The organism is Marinomonas sp. S3726, assembly GCF_000967665.1.
Taxonomy (GTDB): Bacteria; Pseudomonadota; Gammaproteobacteria; order Pseudomonadales; family Marinomonadaceae; genus Marinomonas.
This window is the reverse complement of sequence record NZ_JXYC01000005.1, coordinates 127,476-150,633: the sequence shown is the minus strand read 5'-3', so window position 1 is coordinate 150,633 and position 23,158 is coordinate 127,476. Positions and strand designations below refer to the sequence as shown.

The following is a 23,158-nucleotide window of genomic DNA, read 5'->3' as shown; positions in this document are numbered from 1 at the left end:
TCTAGCAAGCCTGTGTAATAAATTCGTTTTCCCGTGTAGAATACTCACTTTCTTTAATTGAATAATTTGTACTCTAATGCTGACAAGTTTTAAGTCTCTGGTTCGAAAGGCAACTGACCTTTTCACCCCCAAAAACGCGCAAGAATATCCTTTAATCATAGCTCGTTCAGATCATACTCTGTCACGAAAGAACCTAAGCCCAAATGCGGTAAAAGTACTTTATCGTCTGAATAAAGCTGGCTTTGATGCATTTTTGGTTGGCGGCTGTATTCGAGACCACCTTATTGATTTAACACCAAAAGATTTCGATGTTGTCACGAATGCGACACCTGAAGAAGTACATGCTTTATTCTCGAATTCACGCCTTATTGGCCGCCGCTTCCGACTTGTTCACGTCACCTTTGGCCGCGAAATAATTGAAGTATCGACCTTTAGAGCAACAGCAAGCCAAGATCAAAAAGCCAACACGAATGACAAACAGAACGATTCTGCTCGTTCAGCTCATGGCATGATTTTAAGAGACAATATCTTTGGTGATATAGAACAAGATGCTGAGCGTCGTGACTTCACCTTTAATGCCCTGTACTACGATATCAGTGACTTTAGTATCCACGACTATTGTGGTGGTTTAGAAGATATTGCCGCTCAACAGGTACGTATCATTGGTGATGCAAGATTAAGATACCAAGAAGATCCAGTACGCATGCTCAGAGCAATTCGCTTTGCGGCAAAGCTTGGTTTTGAAATTGAAGCAGAAACAGCCGCTCCAATTAAAGAAATGGCTCACCTACTCGACCACATTCCACCTGCCCGTTTATTTGAAGAAGTACTTAAGTTACTTGGCAGTGGCAATGGTGTCACAACATATAAGCTATTACGTGAATATGGTTTATTTCGTTATCTTTTCCCAGAGACAGATGAGTTGCTTGTTAGCAAGTGGCATAGAAATGATATCGATCCAGAAAAGTTTATTCTGCAGGGTCTAATCAATACAGACAAACGAATTGCCGAAGGAAAAACCACCGCACCTTATTTTTTATATGCCTTTTTACTTTGGCCAAAAGTACTCTTTCGTCACGAAGAGTTTATGGCACAGGGCTTACCAGCAACACCAGCCTTACACCAAGCCGCTTCTTTAGTCTTAGATAATCAGGTGACAGCAACTTCAATCCCTCGCCGTTTTTCTACACCTATGCGTGAGATTTGGGATTTACAGTACCGTTTACCTAAACGCTTTGGCAAACGAGCTTATATTTTAGAGCAACATGCCCGTTTTAGAGCCGCATTTGACTTTTTATTGATTCGAGAAGAAAGCGGTTACGAAAGTGGTAACCTAGGTGAGTGGTGGCAAGCATTCCAAGATGCAAGTGAAAAGCAACGTCGTGAGCTCATCACACTAGCTGACACAAAAAAATCTGACGACAAAGGCCCCAGAAGGCGTCGCCCTAAACGTCGCTCAAAAAGCAAAACGGATAATGCTAAGCCGAGGAAGGAAATTGATAATGAATGAGGCTTTTATTGGTTTGGGTAGTAACCTAAATACCCCCATGGAGCAGCTTCAACAAGCCATCACTCAGTTAAAGCAACATGCAGAAATCACTAATGTAGAACTCTCAAAGTTTTACTCTAGTAAGCCTGTTGGCCCTCAAGATCAACCCGATTACGTTAATGCCGTTGCCATCATTACAACTTCATTAGCGCCTATCCCTTTGCTTGATGCTTTACAAGCAATTGAGAACAGTCAACACAGGGTGCGAGAGCGCCACTGGGGCCCTAGAACTCTTGATCTGGACTTATTAAAATACAATAACGATAAAATAGACATGGATAGACTAACCGTGCCTCATCCTTTCATGCTTGAGCGCGGATTCGTCATTAAACCTATGGCAGATTTAGCGCCAGAAATGCTATTAGATAACGGCTGTACTGTGACAGAACAGCTTTCTAGTTTAGATACTTCTGACCTTATCCCGCTATAAAAATGTTATTTAGGAAGAGCACTTATGTATTCTGATACCTCGAAAAAATCATTGTCGCGCCCAGTTACCCTGAGCCGTTTACAAGAGATGAAACAAAGCGGTGAGAAGTTCACTTGTCTAACATCCTATGATGCCACGTTTACCCACGTGATGAATGAAGCTGGTATAGAAACAATTTTAGTTGGCGACTCTCTTGGCATGGTTATCCAAGGTCAAGATAGCACTCTACCCGTTTCTATGGATGATATGTGTTACCACATAGCAGCAGTAAAACGCGGTAATACAAATGCCTTCATTCTTAGCGACATGCCTTTCATGAGCTACAGTAAGCCAGAACAAGCGCTTGATAATGCAGCACGCTTGATGCAAGCCGGTGCTAGCATGGTGAAATTAGAAGGTGGTAGCTGGTTATGTGACACAGTTCGCTTACTTTCCCAGCGCGGTATTCCGGTTTGTGCTCACCTAGGTTTAACACCTCAGTCTGTGCATAAATTTGGTGGTTACAAGGTACAAGGTCGTGGCGATAGCGCAGCCCAAATTATCAAACAAGAGTCTATCGAATTGGTAGAAGCTGGTGCTGATATCTTACTATATGAGTGCATCCCGACTGATCTTGCAAAAGACATTACTGAGTCAGTAAATGTGCCAACCATTGGCATAGGTGCAGGCCCACATACAGACGGACAAGTACTTGTTCTACATGACATGCTAGGTATTAACCTAGGTCGTCGTCCTCGTTTTGTTAAAAACTTTTTAATTGGTGAACGCTCTATTCAAATGGCTTTTGAAGCCTATGTAGATGAAGTTAAAGACCAAACTTTCCCAGCCCAAGAGCATAGTTTCGAATAATGAAAACCATACACACAGTTGCCGAACTTAGAATCGCATTAAAAAGTATTAGATTAGCCGATAAAAAAATTGCCTTTGTCCCTACTATGGGGAATTTGCATGACGGCCATATGAGCCTAATTCGCCGTGCGACTAAAGAAGCAGATGTGGTGGTGTCTTCTATCTTTGTTAACCCTATGCAGTTTTCTGCTAACGAAGATTTAGAAAGGTATCCAAAAACCTTAAAAGAAGACCAAACATTATTAGAAGCAAATGGCTGTGACTTTCTATTCGCACCCGATGCACTAGAAATGTACCCAGATGGTCGTCGCAGCCAAACTCAAATAGAAGTCTCAGGAATTTCCGATATTTTATGTGGCGCGAGTCGTCCAGGCCACTTTGTGGGTGTAGCGACCGTTGTCACCAAATTATTCAATATGGTTCACCCTGACTGCGCCATTTTTGGCACAAAAGATTTTCAACAACTCATGGTCATAGAGAATATGACACGTGATTTAAGCTCAAGTGTACGCATCATAGGCGAAGACATTGCTCGCGCCGATGATGGTCTCGCATTGAGCTCTCGCAATGGCTACCTTTCCACAGAAGAAAGACGTATTGCACCTGTCTTGTATCAAACCGCTTTGTGGGCAGCCGATGCCATCAAGCAAAAGAAAATATCCATCGAAGATATTCGTGAACAAGCACAGCAAAAGCTCGAGGCAGCAGGATTCAAACGCGATTACTTTGAAGTCCGCTCACGAGCTAACTTATTGACACCCTCAGAGGAAGAAAGCAAGTTGGTCATTTTAGTCGCTGCCTATCTAGGTAGTGCTCGTTTGATCGACAATATTCAAATCGACTTAGATAACTAATACCTTTGTCATCTAGTTAACATTTAATCTTGATATGGTTTTCAAAATTAAAATTAAAATGTGACTTGATAACTGGGTATAGCTTATCCACTTATAAAGTAGGAGATTAGCATGGGGTCACCGGTTCGTTTGCCAGCATGGCAAGCACTTACAAGTCATCACGACACTTTGACAGAGCTCAATATGTCAAACTTGTTTCAAGAGAATCCAAATAGAGCAAAAGAATTTTGTGCCACAGGCGCAGGCTGGACCTTGGACTTTTCTAAAAACAGAGCCACCCAGGAAACGCTTTCATTACTAACCAAACTAGCTGAAGAAGCCGGTCTAAAAGAAGCAACTGATGCACTTTTTAGCGGTGCTGAAATCAACAACACAGAAAACCGTTCGGTTCTTCATACTGCCTTACGTGCAAGCCATAAACAAACCAGCCTAATGGTAAATGGCAGTAATGTACTTGATGAAGTGCGTGCTACCTTGGCTCAAATGAAAGATTTTGTTGCCCAACTAACTTCTAAGCAATGGCGTGGTTTTAGCGACAAAGCCATTACCGATGTTGTTTCTATTGGTATTGGTGGTTCTTACCTTGGCCCTAAAGTGGTTACTGAAGCATTAACCCCTTATGCAAATACAGGCCTTAAAGTTCACTTTGTTGCCAATATCGATGGTTCAGATATTTCAGGAAAATTAGCTAAGCTAAATCCTGAAACCACCTTGTTTTTGATCTCATCAAAATCCTTCGGTACTTTGGAAACCCTATATAATGCGAACGCGGCGAGAGCATGGTTCCTAGAAAACGGTGGTCCAGAATCAGAGGTGCACCGTCACTTTGCAGCCGTTAGTTCCAATGTTGAAAAAGCCGTTGCCTTTGGTATCGCAAAAGAAAACATCTTTCCTATGTGGGATTGGGTTGGCGGTCGTTACTCACTCTGGTCTGCGATTGGTTTACCCATTGCTATCGCTGTAGGCATGGATAACTTTGAGCAATTACTTGAAGGCGCGCATGATATGGATGAGCACTTCCAAAGTGCCCCATACGAGCAAAACCTTCCTGTTATCATGGGCTTATTAGGCGTTTGGTATAGCAACTTCTATGATGCACAATCCCATGCTCTAATTCCATATGACCACTATTTGAGAGCTCTACCAGCTCATATTCAACAACTGGATATGGAAAGTAATGGTAAAGCTAACTTCTTAAATGGTGACAAGGTCGATATCAATACTGGCCCTATCATTTGGGGTGGCGCAGGAACAAACGGCCAGCACGCTTATCATCAGCTATTACACCAAGGCACTCGCCTTATTCCCGTTGATTTTATTGCACCGCTAACAAGCCATAACCCTGTTGCAGACCACCATGCTCAACTGTTTGCTAATTGCTTAAGTCAATCTCAAGCACTTATGCTGGGTAAAAGTTTGGCACAAGCTGAGCAGGAGCTAAAAGATGCCGGATGCAGTGAAGCAGACATTGCCAAGATAGCACCACATAAAGTGATTAAAGGTAATCGTCCAAGCAATACGCTATTAACCGAAAAAATGACGCCAAAAACAGTCGGCGCTTTGATTGCTCTGTATGAACAAAAAACCTTTGTTCAAGGCACTATTTGGGGAATCAACTCTTTCGACCAATGGGGTGTAGAACTAGGTAAAGTGCTAGGCACAGATATCTATAATCGTCTTGCTTCTGATCAAGCTAACGACACTCTAGACAGCTCAACTCAAGCCTTAATAGCAGCGTTTAAACTAGGAAAGCTATAAAACTATAGCGAGAGGGAGCACTAACTTAGCCCTTCTCGCTCACCATCTATCCTTCAAATGCGCCCTCAAAGTTAATACAACCCCTTTCACTTCCATATAAATCAACCAATACAAATTTTCACAATTTTCAATATTACAAAAGTAAGCTTTAACTCTATCTTTATAAGAAAAAGGAAAAGCATATGAAAGGCGTTGTTTTTAATATCCTCGAAGAAATGGTTGAAACCAATTACGGCATGGAAGTTTGGAATGATATCCTTGATGAAGCAGAGCAAAACGAAGGCATTTTTATCGCTGGGCAGAGTTATGCAGACGAAACCCTTTTTAGATTTGTTGAGATTATTTGCAAAAAACTAGAACTACCAAGCGCAACTGTCGTCCAAGCCTTTGGTGAGTTTATGTTTGAAGGCCTAGTAAATAGACACAAGGTCTTAATGGAAAATATGACTGACCTAGATGGCTTTCTTAAGAGCATTGATTCCATTATTCACGTAGAGGTTGGCAAGCTTTACGTCGACCCTAATCTACCAACAATAGAATGCTTCGATCATGAATCAGGTAAGATGACAATGCGCTATCGCTCACCACGCAAACTATGCCCTCTCGCTGAAGGCCTTGTAAGAGGTGCTGCCGTACACTTTGGCAAAGAAATTAACCTAGAGCACAAAACCTGTATGCACAAAGGCTCTGATTACTGCGATCTTGAGATAGAATACCTATGAGTGATGATGCCTATAAAAGAGCCTACACCCGTGAAAAAATGGCACGTCTTGCTGCCGAGCAGTTGCTTGAAGACAAATCTCGTGAGCTATACCTAAGCAGTCAACAACTCTCGGAAGCGCATGATGAGCTTAAAAAAAATCATGCTGAGCTAGTTACCCAGCAAAGCGCTCTCGTTAAAAATGAAAAATTAGCATCAATCGGTCTTTTGTCTGCTGGTGTTGCACACGAGATCAACAACCCCCTAGCATTTGTAAACAGCAATTTAGAAATGCTGAATGATTATTGGCAAGCCATGTTCAGTCTATATAGCGCCGTTGAGCAACTTTTAGAAAGCACAGATCTTTCTAATGATAAAAAGAGTGCTCTCAAAAAGCTAATAGATGAAGAAGATTTAGAGTATATTTCTTCAGATTTTAAAAACCTATTCAATGATACACAAGATGGGCTTATTAGAGTCACGAACATCGTACAAAATTTACAGCACTTTTCTAGAATCCATGACGAGGACTGGGACAATGTTGATATCAACGCCAGCCTAGAGAGCACGCTAAAAATAATCAATCATCAGATAAAAAACTCTCTTTGCGAGATTAAGCTTAACCTAACTTGCAAAGAGCTGGTTTGGTGTAATTTGGGAGAGCTTAACCAAGTCTTCTTAAACCTATTACAGAACGCCATTCATGCAATGGAAGAGACAGAAACAAAGATATTAACCATAAGCACTGAAGAAAGCGCAGATAATATCTTAATCCGTATTTCTGACACAGGCTACGGCATTAAAAAAGATAACTACCAGAAAATATTTGATCCTTTTTTCACAACAAAAACCGTTGGACAAGGTACAGGTCTTGGACTTTATATCAGCTATAAGATAGTAAAAGACCATAATGGCGACATAGATATCAAGAGCGAAGAAGGAAAAGGATCACAATTCACTATCACCCTTCCCCTTAAGAAAGCAGATGAAACACTTTAAAACTCATTAGGATACTGACTTTTTTATTAAAGATAATAAAAAAGTCAAAGTAATTAAACTCCCTCTAACTTTAGCAAACCAAACCCAATCAGTATCAGTCAGAGCCTCTTCTGAGTCACATCAAAGTGAAGCAGGATTTTCGATCCTTTAGGAGCATGGGTCGCTTTAATCTTCACCCAAAAGTTTTCTTTCAAAAGATGCTCATTAGCATCATCGTTAAACCGACTAAACTCTTCATACCAAGCATTTTGGTCCTCTGACGCATCAGGAAAAGCTCCGTTTTCTATACAAGAACCAATAAAATCCTGCAAAGGAGTATCCATATCAGGAAAATGAAAGTCACCATAAAGATCAACCAACTTTTGGTTGTAGCGCTTAATAACTCCTGCTTTATCAATTAAAAGATAGGGACCATGAATACTTTTTAAAATTGAATCTAAACCTTTTCTTTTCACTAAATCTTCACCCAACTTCATTGAGCAAATAAATTTTTCACCGGTAAAACAAACACTAATTTCTACAGAGAAAAGTTGCTGCTCCCTTGTTTGAGCAACTCGCTTTTTAACTGGCAACTCCCAACTCTCAGACCCTTTATCAAAGCCTAACATCAACTCTAGATGCTCTTCGTAAGAGTGATCTGCAAATAACGTTGATAAGCCCTCTGTAATCAACTCATCAACATCATAACCAAACAATTCAGCCAACTCGTCAGGTATTGCTATAATTTCGTTATCTTCGGAAATTTCTATTTCAAAGATTTGGTCAGAATCACCTACTTTTGGCTCTTTACTTAATTCTTTATTGACTAAGGATGCTGCCGACTTATCACCCTCTTCTCCTGGATACACACCTAGCTCTAAAGCTTTGTTAATTTGTTCGATTAACACTTCATTAACCCAGGGCTTGGCAAGAAATTTATGAACAATGCCATGCTGAATAGACTGCAATACAGTTTGAAAGTCTGAATGCCCACTTAAAATAATTCGAACTGTATTAGGCTGGATATCTGCAGCCTTAGTTAATAGCTCAGTACCGTTTAGCCCTGGCATCATATAATCAGACATAATTAAAGCCACCTCATGCTGCTTTAATATCTCTAACGCCTCTTCTCCATTATTTGCAAAATGAATATTATACTTCTGTCTTCGTAGTGCCCGCTTTAAGGCATCGAGTATCTGAGGCTCATCATCTACAACTAATATACTTTTATCCATACATTCGCCATCACATCTAATTAATTTAAACTGCCAAGCACTCCTCTCAAAAAGTACTTACATCGAATAACAACAAGTCTAATTTGCATTTAAATACAGTATAGTCACGCCTTCTCATTAAATAACGCCATTCTGCTGTATTTTAAAAAATACTTATCAAATGAAACATAAAAACATAGTTTTTATACAAAAAAAAACCAGCCTATTAGATAGGCTGGTTTTTAAAGTGCTTTATCTTTAATTAATTAAAGATGCTCAACACTTTCAATTTCGTAGACAACTTCACCACTTGGTATCTTGATGGCAACTTCGTCACCTTCTTGCTTACCAATGAGAGCCTTGGCAATAGGTGAAGCATAAGAGATTTTTTTATCTTTCACTTCTGCTTCGTCATCACCCACAATGCGATAAGTCACCGTTTCTTCTGTGTCCACATTAAACAAGGTAATAGTACTACCAAAAATAACCTTGCCAGTGTGTGCAATGGCTTTAACATCAATCACTTGAGAGTCTGAAAGTTTACCTTCAATCTCTTTAATACGACCTTCTGCAAACCCTTGTTCTTCACGAGCGGCATGGTATTCAGCGTTCTCTTTCAAGTCGCCATGTTCACGTGCAATCGCAATATCATTAATGATACGTGGACGCTCCACAGATTTAAGGTGACCCAGCTCTTCACGTAAACGTGCTTCGCCTTCTACCGTCATTGGTACTTTTCTCATTATTTCCCCTGGTGCAAATCTTGTAATCTACGAACTTTCGTTTCTTCATTCCAGCCCAGCGCATAGCTAGTCGCTTCAGCGCCCGTTAATGTTGTAGTGTAACAAACCTTACGCTGTAATGCTGTACGTCGGATCACAGAAGAGTCAGCGATTGCTTGAGTACCTTCAGTCGTATTGACAATGTAATCGATTTCGCCGTTTTTCAGCATATCAACGATATGAGGACGACCTTCGTTTACCTTGTTGATCTTACGAACTTCAACACCTTGCTCTGTCAAGTAGCTCGCTGTACCGCTTGTTGCTACCAGTTCGAAGCCGTTTTCAATCAGACGCTGAGCAACAGAAACCAGTTTAGGCTTATCCATGTCACGCACACTGACAAATGCAGTACCGCCTGTTGGCAATACAGTACCGCCACCAAGAACCGCTTTACCAAAGGCTTCAGCGAAAGTATCGCCCACACCCATGACTTCACCGGTAGATTTCATTTCAGGCCCAAGAATTGGATCAACACCTTGGAACTTATTGAATGGGAATACGGCTTCTTTCACACTTACATAAGAAGGGATAATTTCTTTAGTAAATTCAAGTTCAGCCAATGTCTTACCAGACATAACCAAAGCAGCAACTTGAGCTAAAGAACGGCCAATGCACTTAGAGACAAAAGGTACAGTACGTGATGCACGAGGGTTAACCTCAATCACATAAATCTCACCGTCTTGAATCGCTAGCTGAGTATTCATCAAACCAATAACACCAAGCTCTAGGGCCATTTTCGCAATCATTTCACGAATGTCGTCCTGCTGTGCTTGTGTTAGAGAGTGTGGAGGCAAGGCACAAGCCGAATCACCAGAGTGAACACCCGCTTGTTCGATGTGCTGCATAATGCCGCCTATCACAACCTGCTTACCATCAGAGATACAATCAATGTCTATCTCGATCGCCGCATTTAGGAAGTGATCTAATAGCACTGGGCTATCATTAGAGACTTTAACCGCTGTTGTCATATAACGGGTTAATTCTGACTCGTTATAAACAATCTCCATCGCACGGCCACCTAGTACATAAGATGGGCGAACAACTAGTGGGAAACCAATTTCAGCTGCTTTGATTAGCGCTTGATCCGTACTACGTACGGTTGCGTTGTTAGGCTGTTTGTAGCCTAGACGCTGAATCATGCTTTGGAAACGTTCTCTGTCTTCTGCACGGTCAATCGCTTCTGGTGTTGTACCAATAATTGGCACACCTTCAGCTTCTAAAGCACGGGCAATTTTAAGTGGTGTTTGGCCACCGAATTGAACGATTACACCTTTTGGCTTCTCTTTACGAACGATTTCTAATACATCTTCAAGCGTTACTGGCTCAAAGTACAAACGATCAGAGGTGTCGTAATCAGTGGATACTGTCTCAGGGTTACAGTTAACCATGATGGTTTCAAAGCCATCATCACGTAATGCTAGCGCAGCGTGTACACAGCAGTAATCAAACTCAATACCTTGACCGATACGGTTTGGACCACCACCTAGGATAACGACCTTATCTTTATTGCTTGGCTCAGCTTCACATTCATCTTCATAAGTAGAGTAAAGGTAAGCGGTATCTGTTGCGAATTCAGCCGCACAAGTATCAACACGCTTGTACACTGGGTGTACATTCATCAAGTAACGACGTTCACGTAGAGACTTTTCTGTCACATCCATTAATTGAGCAAGACGAGAATCAGAGAAGCCTTTACGTTTCAGACGACGAATATAATCATAATCAAGATCCGCTAGACCCGCTTTCGCTAAGCCCATTTCTTCTTTAATAAGATCTTCAATTTGTACTAGGAACCAGTGATCTACACCTGTTAGCTCGTACAATTCGTCAACTGACATACCTAAACGGAATGCATCGCCTATGTACCAAATACGCTCAGCACCTGGAGACTTAAGCTCATGAATCAGTTTATCTTTACTGTTTTCATCTGCAAAATTTAACTGTGGATTAAAACCATCCGCACCAACTTCAAGGCCGCGTAGTGCTTTTTGTACAGATTCTTGGAAAGTACGACCGATTGCCATAACTTCACCCACAGACTTCATCTGCGTCGTCAGACGGTCATTCGCTTGTGGGAATTTCTCGAAAGTAAAACGAGGAATCTTAGTCACAACATAGTCAATCGCAGGTTCGAAACTCGCTGGAGTACGACCGCCTGTGATGTCATTTTGCAATTCATCTAGGGTGTAGCCAATCGCCAATTTAGCGGCGATTTTTGCAATTGGGAAACCTGTTGCTTTTGACGCAAGAGCTGAAGAGCGAGAGACACGAGGGTTCATCTCGATAACAACAAGACGACCTGTTTTAGGGTCCATACCGAATTGAACGTTAGAACCACCGGTTTCTACACCAATCTCACGTAATACTGCCAAAGAGGCATTACGCATGATTTGATATTCTTTATCTGTCAGTGTTTGAGCAGGCGCAACTGTGATTGAGTCACCTGTGTGTACGCCCATGGCATCAAAGTTTTCGATGGCACAAACAATAATACAGTTGTCTTTCTTGTCACGTACCACTTCCATCTCATACTCTTTCCAACCGATCAAAGATTCATCGATTAGCAATTCGTTGGTTGGAGATAAATCCAAACCACGAGTACAGATTTCTTCAAACTCTTCCATGTTATAAGCGATACCACCACCGGTACCACCCATGGTGAAGGAAGGACGGATAATACAAGGGAAACCAACTTCACGCTGAACACCGTGAGCTTCTTCCATATTGTGCGCAATACCCGCACGAGGACACTCAAGGCCAATCGATTTCATTGCTTGGTCAAAACGGTTTCTATCTTCCGCTTTATCAATCGCATCAGCCGTTGCACCAATCATTTCCACGCTGAACTTTTCCAATACACCATGACGCTCAAGGTCAAGTGCACAGTTCAATGCTGTTTGGCCACCCATAGTAGGCAATACCGCATCTGGGCGTTCTTTTTCAATGATTTTCGCAACCGTTTTCCATTCGATAGGCTCAATATAAGTTGAGTCAGCCATCGCTGGATCTGTCATGATAGTTGCTGGGTTAGAGTTAACCAGAATAACGCGTAGACCTTCTTCACGTAGCGCTTTACACGCTTGCGCACCAGAATAGTCAAACTCACAGGCCTGACCGATGATGATCGGACCAGCACCTAAGATTAAAACGCTTTTTATATCAGTACGTTTTGGCATAATAATTTGTTTCCTGCTTAGGCTTTAGTGGCTTTGATAGAGTCAATGAACTGATCGAACAAAGGTGCAACATCATGAGGGCCTGGACTAGCTTCTGGGTGTCCTTGGAAGCTAAAGGCCTGCTTATCAGTTCTTGCGATACCTTGCAAAGAACCATCAAACAATGATTTATGCGTTGCTTCCAAGTTACTAGGAAGGCTATCTTCATCAACCGCAAAACCGTGGTTTTGGCTAGTAATCATCACAGTGCCAGCTTTAATGTCTTGCACTGGGTGGTTAGCGCCATGGTGACCAAATTTCATTTTCTTGGTCTTAGCACCACTTGCTAATGCCAACAACTGATGGCCTAGGCAAATACCAAACACAGGAATGTCTGTGGTTAAAATTTCTTTTATTGCCGTGATCGCATAATCACATGGCTCTGGATCACCAGGTCCATTAGATAGGAATACACCATCAGGATTCATGGCTAAAACATCAGCGGCAGGTGTTTGCGCTGGTACCACGGTCACTTTACAACCGCGCTCAACCAACATACGCAAGATATTGCGCTTCACACCGAAATCATAGGCAACAACATGGAAGTCAAATTCACTTGGTGTTGTGTGACCTTTTACTAGGTCCCAAGTTGATTCAGTCCATTCACATTGTTCTTTAACTGTTACTTCTTTGGCGAGATCCATGCCTTTAAGCCCAGGGAAGGCACGTGCAGCGGCTAAAGCTTTAGCCTGAACTTCTTCAGATAGAACGTCATCACCCGCCATAATACAGCCAGCTTGTGCGCCCTTTTCTCGTAAGATGCGTGTTAATTTACGAGTATCAATATCTGCAATGCCCACAACATGTTTACGTGTTAGGTAAGCATCTAAAGTTTCTTGTTTACGCCAGCTGCTTGCAACAAGTGGCAAGTCACGAATAATCAAGCCGTTACACCAGATGCTATCTGATTCTTCATCTTCTTCTGTCACACCGGTATTACCGATATGAGGATAAGTAAGAGTAACGATTTGTCGAGCGTAGGAAGGATCTGTAAGAATTTCTTGATAACCGGTCATAGAGGTATTGAATACCACCTCGCCAGTTGAGGAGCCATCTGCCCCGATCGACACGCCTTTAAATATAGTGCCGTCTTCTAGAGCTAGAATCGCTGATGTTGCCAAAGGAGCCTCCCGTTTTATGCCTATCTGGTTGCAAAAAAGCGAGACGCTCCCGAAGGTGCATCTCGCTTTTTTGAATAGCGGTTTCATTGGACAATCCCGCAATTGAAAACTGCCCAAAAATCTGAACAATTTTACTCTTATCTGGCTCAAGCGTCTAGCAAATAACCGATTTAATGACAGTTATTTAAGCTCTTTTTTTAAGATTCTATTGACCTTAAGGTCAAGATTAGTATACGCCCCATTGTTTTAATAATGAACAGGGCAAATACCCAGAAAAGTCCCTTCAATTCGTATGGATTAACACAAAAGTCCTGCTGCAACTTCTTGCGTTTCTTCATAACCAATCAAATTCGCTAACAAACTCAATGAAAACACCATAGCTGTGGCCGGACCTTGACTTGTCATAATATTGTCATCCATTACTACAGGCTGATCAGCCACATATTGAGCGCCTGTTAGACCTTCTTCAAAACCAGGATAGCAGGTTGCCTGCTTATCCATCACAAAACCGTGAGTACCTAGTACTAAAGCAGGTGCCGCACAAATAGCCGCTAAAATTGCATCATGAATATCATGTTTTTCTAAAATATCCACCAGCAGCTCAGAATCCCTTAAATGTTCAGCACCCGGCAAGCCACCTGGCAATGCAATAGCATCAAACATGACATTTTCATCCAAAGCCTCACCCACGCTATAGTGGCTACCATCAGCAAAGGTATAGGTTTCTAATTCAGACAAAAGCACATCGGCTTCTACCTTACTGCCTCTTGCTGCTGTAATTTGCAGGCTGTCATGAACACTAGCGACAACAACCTCAACTCCACCACGACGTAATACATCAATAATAGTAATAGCTTCAATATCTTCACTACCATTAGCAATTGGCACTAATACTCTTGGCATGGGCTAATCCTTAGTTAAAGTTAAATTCATTAGCACAGCGGCTTCTTTACCACTGTCTGCTACATAATAGTTTTTGCGTAAACCAACCTGAGTAAACCCCAACTTCTTATATAAGGATAAGGCTGAGAGGTTAGACTCTCTTACTTCTAATAAGCAAAGGTGTACTGGAATAGGTCGAATACTTGTTAACCAAGTGTTCATCAAACCCTCTGCTAAACCTTGTCGTCTCGCTTGAGGCGCAATCATAATAAGCTCTAACTCAGCTTCATCTAATACTTGGCTCGCTGTTAGCCAACCACAAAGGTTTTGTGACTGATCCAATACGACTAGATTAAAACGAGAAGATTGCTCAATTGTTTGAGTAACTATTTTTTCTCCCCAAGGGTGAGGGTTAGCACTCAGATCAAGAGCAACAATGGCTGCAAGATCATCCAGTCTAGCTTGACGATAAATGTATTCCACTGAGCAATTATTCCGCGTCTTTTTTCAAGCAGGCCACTAGGCCTTCTACTAGAATGTATCCCATATTATCAAATACATAATCGATCGATTCTTGATTCTCCATGGCAAATACCATAGGCCAACGTTCGGTTATACAAGCAGATTGGTTCATTTTTTTAGAGGATAATGCGGTTATCCCGTGACTTAAGCTCCATGCCATAAAAGTCCCTAAGGCTTCACTTTCTTTAGAAAGAGGTATATCTCTTTCTAGCAAGAGATCGCACACTACCTTACGAGTCGTTGCTTCTGCCAACATGCCAGCTTCAATTTGTTCTACATCCACATACTCTGGCGGTATCACATAGTCAAACAAAACACCTGCCATATGAGGGAATTCACAAGTAAAGGAATAATAGGCTTTCCCTAAGCTCACGAGCTGGTCAATTGGCTTAGCATTCTCGTCATGACCTTCTTCAAGGTACTGTGCAAAGCGCTTAAGACATTCAACAGATACTGCGGCTAACAAAGCATGCTTATCAGCAAAATGGTTATACACAGCAGTGGGCGTGACTCCCACATGCTTAGCCAGTTTGCGTAAAGAAATCTCTTCTAATGTTTGCTCTTCTAATAAAGACAACATTTCAACCACTAGGGTTTCTTTCAGATTTCCATGATGATAGGCGACTCTTTTGTTCACAATATTCCTTGCTTACCTTCTACGGGTAATGTCTTAAGTTGAGTTAAAAATGATATGAATAACGCAACTTTACCACATCTTGATCGCGATAAGCATATAAGTCATCTGACTCAGAATTCGCCCGATAAGCCACATATTCTGACCCAATGCTCATACCATCCTGAATATCATAGTCACTACTGAGTCTGTATATTTGGCCCTCTCCTCCCAAAAGGTTTAATACACTGAATTGAGAGGTAAGCTGATCATTTAAGGTTGTCCATCTCGCGCGAGCAAAATACCCTCTTGTTTGCTCTTTAGAGGCAACTGAGTCTGAGTAATCATGGGTATAACTAGAATCTAGTTCAAACGTCAGCACCCATTCATCAATACCTGAGTATTCAAGAATCAAGGCAGCTAAAGTCTGATCATATTCTTGCCAAGGGGCCGAAGTCACACTATCTGGCTGCAAAGCCTTATCCCAGTGTTGAGCAATATCATATTTAAATAAATAATCACCTTTTACCCAACTACCCGATACTCCCAACACCTTAACTCTAGAAGACTGAAACACTAACTCATTAGTATTAATAAAAGCGGCGCCACTTATTTCATCCCAGTTAACATCAGCCAAGGTAATGGCAAAGTCACCACCATTAAAGCTTTTATATAAACGCCCAACAAATTCGAGAGAGTGATCCGGCTCCTGCTCACTCACCCTTAAGCCTGCATTGGTATAATTTATATAAGGATCAAACTCCTCCCCTCTGCCCGCCATTTCATTCGCGTCAGCATCATAAACAAAAGCAACTTCAGCCTGCATACCTAACCAAGGGTGAGAGGCGAATAACACAGGTGCTTGCAGCCGAATATCTTCTAGATCGGCCTGCCCTAATTTAGAGAGATCCCTTGGATTCACCACATCCGTGATAGCCAAAACATCCGACTCCCCCCAAGCAAGAATTTGATTACCCGCCCTTATCCATAAATCCTCTTTGACCCAATCTAGATATAAGTCACGCCACATAAAATCAGTGTCGTCACTATTGTAGCTAAGCTCGCCCGTCCGCCAGTTAGCCCAATCAAGAGACAAATCAAATGAGGCTTTTAGCAAAACCTCGTCAGACACATCTTTTTCTAATGCCAAATAAAGACTGGTATCTAGCTCCTCTACCCCTTTGTCATCACGATCAAAGCCCGAAGTAGAAGGTTTTTGCACGCCATAACTTACACCCTGTTTGAAATGCCCCGTGATTTGATAATCCGCAAGAGAGGACTCTTCTTCATCATACTCAACTTCAATATCCGCAAAAAAATCGTCATTAGCATAAAGAGAGCTTGAAGAAAGCAGTATTAAGGAGATAAAACCAGCCAGCGCATTTGCGCTGGCTGGTTTCTGAAATATCGGCTTCTTCATTATAAGCCTCTCTGCAAACGGCTATTTTCAAACATTTTGTCATCAACCTTGGTTTGATAATCTACCGCATTGATTTTTAATACGCTTGAATGCTCTAGCTTATTACGCTTGGTCGTAACCATCTGCAAGGTTTTCGCCGTCCAGATACCTTGAATCTGCTCTATATCCTTAGCCTGGAAATATTTAACTCGTTTGCCTTTTTTAACCTTAATGATGGCTTTAACCTGCATAAAGATATCTTTACGCACCCAAGAAGTTGTTGTCAGGTAGCCAGTTTCTTTAATAATGGCCTTACTTTTAGGAATCGATTCAATCACCCAACAATCATGGCCGTTTACCTCTTCACTCTCTTTGATAAGACGATAGGTGAAATCTTCCACGTCCACACCATCTATATCAGCATAAGAGAAGTCACTCCCCATAAATGCGCCAGATTTATCACTGGCTGCGATTCGATTTGTTTTCTGTAAAGCGGGTAAATAAAGCCATGAGTCATCTTCTTTGGCATCATCATCCCAATCAAACGACATATAAGCTGTGTCTTTCACATCCGCTGGCGATAAGAAAAAAGACACACTTTTATCAACTTCATTGTACTCTTTCGAAAAAAGCTTTAATTCCCTCACTCGCTGACGCTTTTTCTTGTCGATCAAAATCAAAACACTTTCTGACACTATGGTTTCACCCGTGTCTCTATCATCTACTTTTTGCATAATTTGCTTAGCCGTTAGCTCTACTGCATGAGTAGGCAAACTCATAAAGCTTGCGGCCATTAAACCAAAATAAACAAAGGTAAGACCTGTCTTCTTTTGCATTGTTTTATAATTAAAGATCTTCATTTCAAATTACTCCTATTTAGCTCACGGGTGCTTACACTACTTAGATAAAGGTTGGCTCGAATTTGTGTGTGTCATCTTGGCAGCCAAAGAGAGGTCTTTTTTGCCATCTATCATATAAAGCAGAGCAGGTAAGACGATAAGATCTCCTACTAATGCCAGTCCCATGATGACGGCAGAAAATAGACCAGTATTGATGTAAGGGATAAAGGAACCTAGCAACATGACGCTAAAGCCAACGACCAAGATGACAGAAGTAAAGACAACGGCACGACCTGACTCATTCATAGCTCGCCCTATCGCCTGATTCACATCGGCACCTTGAGAACGTGCAAGTAGGTAACGGCTGACCACATGAATGGCATCATCTACTGCAATGCCCATGGTCATAGCACCCACTATCATGGTGCCAAGGTCTAATGAGATTCCCATTAAGGTGACAACGCCACCTGCCATTAAAATAGGAACCACACTCGGAACAAGTGCAATCAGTCCATATTTAACCGAACGGAACAGCACAAAAAAGCTCAAACCTATTAATAGAAGCGCAATACTAAAGGAATTAAACATGCCTTCATTAATGTACCTATCTTGCACGTTGTACATCACCATAGGCCCTGTAATCTCTACGGTAAGATCTGAATACTCAGCTTCTATCTCTGTATTAATTTGCTCTAATAAAAGTGTCATCTGGCTAGCTGACATATTGATTAGAGGAACCGTTAAACGCAGATGCCTTTGATCAAAATCTTTCAAATCAGAAAGGTCTTCATCTGGACCAGAGTTTTCATATAAAAGCAGCAGTTGAGCTGTCATTTGCGCTGAATCAGGCAAGATAAAAAAATCTGGATTATCTTCAGATACGGCTTGGCGTATCTGCTTTAAAAAGTCGAGTAAAGAGTTAGTATCTCCCGCCTCTGGCAAACCCTCTAAGTAATCTTGTAGTGATTCAACCCGACGTAAGAATTCAGGTGCCTTAACGCCGTCTTCAACACCAGAATCAACCATGACTTCTAAGTTAGAGATTCCTTTAAAATGCTCATCAAAATAATGCATATCTTGGGTGATCCAACTGTCCTTCTTAAAGTAGGTAATAAAGTTGGAATCCACAGTAATCTTACTAACAAAGAATAAGCTGAAGAGTAAGGCAATTGCCCCAACAAAAACGATCGGCAAACGCTTACGATAAGTGAAAGCAGGAATGCTTTGAGTCACTCGCCCAACTAAATCATTTTTAAAAGCTGTTTGCGTTCGTTTGGGCATCCAAGGAATAAAGCTTAACAAGGCAGGTAGACTTGTCATGGCAACCAAAAAGATAATCAGTGGCCCCATTGCCGCTAGATAGGCATATTGTTTTACGGGCAATAGCTCGGTAATGGCTAAAGCAGCAAAACCCATTGAGGTAGTTAAAGCGGTAAATAAAACAGGTTGAAACAGGTGTGTAATGGTTTCATAAGCCGCTTCTTTTGGTACTAACCCTTTGCCACGAAAATGATAAAACTCCACCAACACATGCACACTGACTCCCATACCTATGATAATCAAGGTAGGCACTAAGGCAGAGTTCACCGCGGTAAAAGGCCAAGCAAAATAGGCTTGAATACCCGTAATACTGATAATGGAGATACCTATTACCAGCCAAGGGACTAAGGTTCCAGTAATAGAACGAAAGGTAAGGAAAAGGATAACCAACATGACAAGCGCCATTGTTGGATTAATCCAAGCCATATCTTCTTTGGTTAGCGTTTCAAAACGCTCACCTATTACAGGCATACCAGCGAGATGTAATTGATAGCCTTGCTCAGCAAATTTTTGCGTTTCAATGAAATCGAGTAAATCAGTCACAATCTGTACCTTGTGTGAATTATCACCCGCCCGATACTCTGTTCTAGCTAGTATCCTGACTTGCTGAAAGTCCTTTGTTATCAAGGTATTTAGCGCTAACTTTTCCCCCGCCATAATCACTCTTGCCTTAGCAAGATCTTGCGCAGTGACGGCATCTGGCTCTTCAAATAAATCATCTGTTGCCAATAAACCATCATCGTTATGGGTATATTGATATTTCGAGAGGCTTCTAACCTGAGTCACCACCTCATGCTCTTCAAGCATCTGAGTTAATGAGTCGATCAGATGAATCGTATCTTGGCTAAAAACGTCTTGATCTTGTGCCCGTGCTTCAACCCCAATAGAGAGATACTCAGAGTCACCAAACAAATCCGTTAGTTCATTAAATGCCAATAAACTTGGGTCATTGGGCAAGAAGTACATTTCATTCGAATTGTCATAAGGAATCGGCCTACTAACAATCGATAAAATTGCAAAACCGAGCAACAGTCCTGTCAAAGCAAAAATAGGCCAAGGCCTTGTCACCACAAAGCGTGCCCAAGCTAACTTAAAGCGATTCATTTCATTCTCCCTGAGAAAGTTACAATAAAAATATTTACACTGTTTATTTGTGCTGTATATTTACATCGTATATATAAAATTTACACTGTCAATATAAAGATTAGGAATAGCTTAATTAAGTTTTTAAGCATATCTTGGACTTGATGAAAAGAAGTCAAATAAATCAATAATTTAGATTGATTTATTTGACAGAAGAGAGGCTTTAAATAAAGAAGATAGAAGTAAAGGCTCGGTGAATCAGCACCCAATACGGTGAATGAAGAAGTGACAACAGGGTATTTTCTTTTTAAGAATGCTAAAAAGGAACGGTTTAATAACCGCTAACAAAGACCGAACACTTAGACAATTAAGCTTTGCAGTGCTTTCCATGCGTCTGCTTTAAGTTCAGGAATTCGGTACAGCTGAGGCAGGCTAACAATTTCTGCTTGCTTGGTATGGATAAATTGAGGTTTATTGGCAATTTCTGCAAACACTTTCTGAATATTTTGACCCGCTAGAACAATGGATAAAGGCGCACCTTTATCTTGATGACTTTCACCTAAACGTGCTTCGATATGGCTCTCAAGTGCCCCTAATAACCAATCACTTCTATCGTCAAAGAATGGATTTCTAAGCTGTCCAGGCCAGTTAAAAGTGCCTGATTGCCATTCACTCAAAGCTTGCTTAAGTAAGGCTTGGGCCATTTTCAATGCCAGCTTTTCGATTTCGGCATTATCATGAAACCCCATAGGAACATCAGATAAAATAAGCAGTTTATTTTCAATCAATAGGCTAAAACAATGTAGCTGTTGTGGAAGACCTTCAACAATAACGGGAGCAGGCTCTATCGCAACCGATAACTCTTCAATGGGTTGCAAATCCTCAACGATAACTCCCGCTTCCGCTTCTAGTTCCTGCTTTAACCCTGCCACTGTTTTATTTTGGCTAGCAGAGTCTATTTTGGCACTCACTTGAGCAGGAGAAAAACCATCTGAGCGAGTTTGCTTTGAACTTATTTCATGAGGAAAAACATCGGATTGCTCAAGGCTATCATGTGTATTGTCTGTATGTGGAGTCTGCCAAGGGTTAACTGGCCTATGGATAACAAAGGCATGTTCATTTATCGGTGTTTGCCATCGAGAAATGCCCATCTGATCTAAGCAATAAGCCTGCTCTGACGATAAGTTTGCCACTGTTTTCATTCCACCTTAATACACACTATGACGTAAATGCCCCTGATTATCAGGCAGAGCCTTTAATCAGGGGCAAGTCTATCATAAATGGTGTGGCTGGGGATGCGCCTTATCGACTTCATTCCAAAGTAGGTTTAACGCATTAATATAAGCTTTTGCTGAGGCAGCAATAACATCAGTATCCGCACTCATACCATTAACAATTCGACCATCTCTTTCTAATCGTACTGTTACTTCCCCTTGCGCTTCTATCCCCTGAGTCACAGCATTCACTGAGTACAAGCTCAGCTTCGCATGAGAATGCGCTAAAGACTCAATCCCTTTAAATAGTGCATCAACTTGGCCGTCCCCTGTTGTCTCAACACTGTGTTCCTTACCATCCACATTCATCACTATGCTAGCTTTTGGTGAGGACCCTGTTTGTGATGAGGAGGTCATAGAAACAAACTTAAAGTGATCTTTGTTATCGCTAAAACTACGTTCAGCCGACATAAGCGCGGTTAAGTCTTCATCATAAATATCATGCTTTTTATCCGCTAGTTCTTTAAATCGAGCAAAGGCGGAATTCAGCGCTTCGTCATTTTCAAAGTTGATATCCAACTCTTCCATTTTTGATTTAAAGGCATTACGACCAGAGTGTTTACCCATTATGAGTTTGTTGTTTTTCCACCCCACATCTTCGGCCCGCATAATTTCATAGGTTTCCCTATGTTTTAAAATGCCGTCTTGGTGAATGCCTGACTCATGGGCGAAAGCATTAGCGCCAACAATGGCTTTGTTTGGTTGTACTGGAAAGCCTGTCACGCTTGAAACCAATCGAGATGCAGGCACAATAAAGCTAGTATCTATATTAGTATCAAGCTCTAATAAATCATGGCGAGTTCTTAGGGCCATCACCACTTCTTCAAGTGATGCATTACCCGCCCTTTCACCTAAACCATTAATAGTACATTCAACTTGGCGCGCCCCATTGGCAACCGCTGCAATTGAGTTCGCCACGGCCAAGCCCAAGTCATTATGGCAATGCACAGAAAAGATGGCTTTATCAGCATTAGGAATATTATTAAGTAGGTATTTAATTTTATCGCCAAACTCATGAGGTAAAGCATAACCCACTGTGTCTGGGATATTGATGGTTGAGGCCCCTGCATCAATCGCCGCTTCAATGATTTGGCATAAAAAAGGCAGTTCAGAACGCCCTGCATCTTCACAAGAAAACTCAACATCTGCCACTAAATTACGTGCACGTTTTACCGCATGTACCGCTTGTGCAACCACGTCTTCTGGTTGCATTTTTAACTTGTACTGCATATGAATCGGAGAGGTTGCAATAAAGGTATGAATTCGCCCTGAATTGGCATTTTTAAGTGCTTCTGCAGCACGGTCAATATCTTTATCTAATGCACGAGACAAAGAGCAAATGGTTGAATCTTTTACACTATCTGCAATTGCCTTTACTGATGCAAAGTCTCCAGGACTTGCAATAGCAAAACCCGCCTCGATAACATCCACTCGCATTTTTTCTAATGTTTTCGCGATACGCAGTTTTTCTTCTTGCGTCATAGATGCGCCTGGACTTTGCTCACCATCACGCAAGGTTGTATCAAAAATGATTAAATTATTATCTGCCATAATACTCCACCTTCATCTAGCCTTTTCCTACCCGAAAAAAGAATAGTCTGTCTGTTTTTATTCTAGTGCGGTTTGGTTAACCCATGTCAGATTAAATCTAACACAATGAATAAAGTAATATTCTCTTTAACGTGAATTTTTATCTAGTTAGATAAGTTGCGATGACCATTGCAAATGGTTACTCTCTCGCCTAATTAAACTCATAAACGAGTTTATCGCGTTAGG

At 41.4% G+C, this 23,158-nt stretch carries 19 protein-coding genes; 7 read left to right on the top strand and 12 right to left on the bottom strand.

Annotated features, from left to right (window positions below; translation table 11 throughout):
- Positions 1–76 precede the first annotated feature (76 nt).
- From pcnB to TW85_RS05270, 7 genes are all read left to right on the top strand, one after another.
- Positions 77–1,510 (top strand): polynucleotide adenylyltransferase PcnB, encoded by a 1,434-nt coding sequence (gene pcnB / locus TW85_RS05300; RefSeq protein WP_046016041.1) that lies wholly within the window; start codon positions 77–79, stop codon positions 1,508–1,510.
- Complete coding sequence (folK, locus tag TW85_RS05295) at positions 1,503–1,979, top strand: 2-amino-4-hydroxy-6-hydroxymethyldihydropteridine diphosphokinase (RefSeq protein ID WP_046016040.1); 477 nt, start codon at positions 1,503–1,505, stop codon at positions 1,977–1,979. Before pcnB ends, folK begins: the two co-directional genes overlap by 8 nt.
- Before the next feature lie 24 nt (positions 1,980–2,003).
- Positions 2,004–2,828, top strand: coding sequence for a 3-methyl-2-oxobutanoate hydroxymethyltransferase (gene panB / locus TW85_RS05290; RefSeq protein ID WP_046016039.1), 825 nt, complete (start codon positions 2,004–2,006; stop codon positions 2,826–2,828).
- Positions 2,828–3,682, top strand: coding sequence for a pantoate--beta-alanine ligase (gene panC / locus TW85_RS05285; RefSeq protein ID WP_046016038.1), 855 nt, complete (start codon positions 2,828–2,830; stop codon positions 3,680–3,682). Before panB ends, panC begins: the two co-directional genes overlap by 1 nt.
- 111 nt (positions 3,683–3,793) lie before the next feature.
- Entirely contained in the window at positions 3,794–5,440 is a 1,647-nt protein-coding gene (gene pgi, locus TW85_RS05280; protein WP_046016037.1) for a glucose-6-phosphate isomerase, read from the top strand.
- A gap of 182 nt (positions 5,441–5,622) precedes the next feature.
- On the top strand, positions 5,623–6,162 hold the full coding sequence (locus TW85_RS05275; protein ID WP_046016036.1) for a heme NO-binding domain-containing protein: 540 nt from the start codon (positions 5,623–5,625) through the stop codon (positions 6,160–6,162).
- Positions 6,159–7,139, top strand: coding sequence for an ATP-binding protein (locus TW85_RS05270; RefSeq protein WP_046016035.1), 981 nt, complete (start codon positions 6,159–6,161; stop codon positions 7,137–7,139). The genes TW85_RS05275 and TW85_RS05270 overlap by 4 nt, the downstream gene beginning before the upstream one ends.
- Positions 7,140–7,237: 98 nt before the next feature.
- Here the strand turns inward: TW85_RS05270 and TW85_RS25325 are convergent, their stop codons facing one another.
- From TW85_RS25325 to TW85_RS05210, 12 genes are all read right to left on the bottom strand, one after another.
- Positions 7,238–8,353 (bottom strand): response regulator, encoded by a 1,116-nt coding sequence (locus tag TW85_RS25325; protein ID WP_052701889.1) that lies wholly within the window; start codon positions 8,351–8,353, stop codon positions 7,238–7,240.
- Positions 8,354–8,598: 245 nt separating this feature from the next.
- Entirely contained in the window at positions 8,599–9,075 is a 477-nt protein-coding gene (greA, locus tag TW85_RS05260; RefSeq protein WP_046016034.1) for a transcription elongation factor GreA, read from the bottom strand.
- Positions 9,075–12,290, bottom strand: a complete 3,216-nt coding sequence (gene carB, locus TW85_RS05255) for a carbamoyl-phosphate synthase large subunit (protein ID WP_046016033.1) — start codon at positions 12,288–12,290, stop codon at positions 9,075–9,077. The genes greA and carB overlap by 1 nt, the downstream gene beginning before the upstream one ends.
- 17 nt (positions 12,291–12,307) lie before the next feature.
- Entirely contained in the window at positions 12,308–13,450 is a 1,143-nt protein-coding gene (gene carA / locus TW85_RS05250) for a glutamine-hydrolyzing carbamoyl-phosphate synthase small subunit (RefSeq protein WP_046016032.1), read from the bottom strand.
- A 297-nt stretch (positions 13,451–13,747) separates the two neighbouring features.
- Entirely contained in the window at positions 13,748–14,353 is a 606-nt protein-coding gene (locus TW85_RS05245) for a DJ-1/PfpI family protein (RefSeq protein WP_046016031.1), read from the bottom strand.
- A 3-nt stretch (positions 14,354–14,356) separates the two neighbouring features.
- The gene (gene rimI, locus TW85_RS05240; RefSeq protein WP_052701887.1) at positions 14,357–14,815 is read right to left on the bottom strand and encodes a ribosomal protein S18-alanine N-acetyltransferase; all 459 of its coding nucleotides are present in this window, start codon (positions 14,813–14,815) and stop codon (positions 14,357–14,359) included.
- A gap of 7 nt (positions 14,816–14,822) precedes the next feature.
- Complete coding sequence (locus tag TW85_RS25320; RefSeq protein ID WP_052701886.1) at positions 14,823–15,491, bottom strand: TetR/AcrR family transcriptional regulator; 669 nt, start codon at positions 15,489–15,491, stop codon at positions 14,823–14,825.
- 43 nt (positions 15,492–15,534) lie between these two features.
- Entirely contained in the window at positions 15,535–16,887 is a 1,353-nt protein-coding gene (locus TW85_RS05230; RefSeq protein ID WP_046016030.1) for a DUF1302 family protein, read from the bottom strand.
- On the bottom strand, positions 16,887–17,726 hold the full coding sequence (locus TW85_RS05225) for an outer membrane lipoprotein-sorting protein (protein ID WP_084616124.1): 840 nt from the start codon (positions 17,724–17,726) through the stop codon (positions 16,887–16,889). The genes TW85_RS05230 and TW85_RS05225 overlap by 1 nt, the downstream gene beginning before the upstream one ends.
- 36 nt (positions 17,727–17,762) lie before the next feature.
- Complete coding sequence (locus TW85_RS05220; RefSeq protein ID WP_046016029.1) at positions 17,763–20,129, bottom strand: MMPL family transporter; 2,367 nt, start codon at positions 20,127–20,129, stop codon at positions 17,763–17,765.
- Between the two features lie 338 nt (positions 20,130–20,467).
- Positions 20,468–21,310 carry a hypothetical protein gene (locus tag TW85_RS05215; protein ID WP_052701885.1) on the bottom strand — a complete coding sequence of 281 codons (843 nt, stop codon included), beginning with the start codon at positions 21,308–21,310 and terminating at the stop codon, positions 20,468–20,470.
- A 72-nt stretch (positions 21,311–21,382) separates the two neighbouring features.
- On the bottom strand, positions 21,383–22,933 hold the full coding sequence (locus TW85_RS05210) for a 2-isopropylmalate synthase (protein ID WP_202904831.1): 1,551 nt from the start codon (positions 22,931–22,933) through the stop codon (positions 21,383–21,385).
- Positions 22,934–23,158 lie beyond the last annotated feature (225 nt).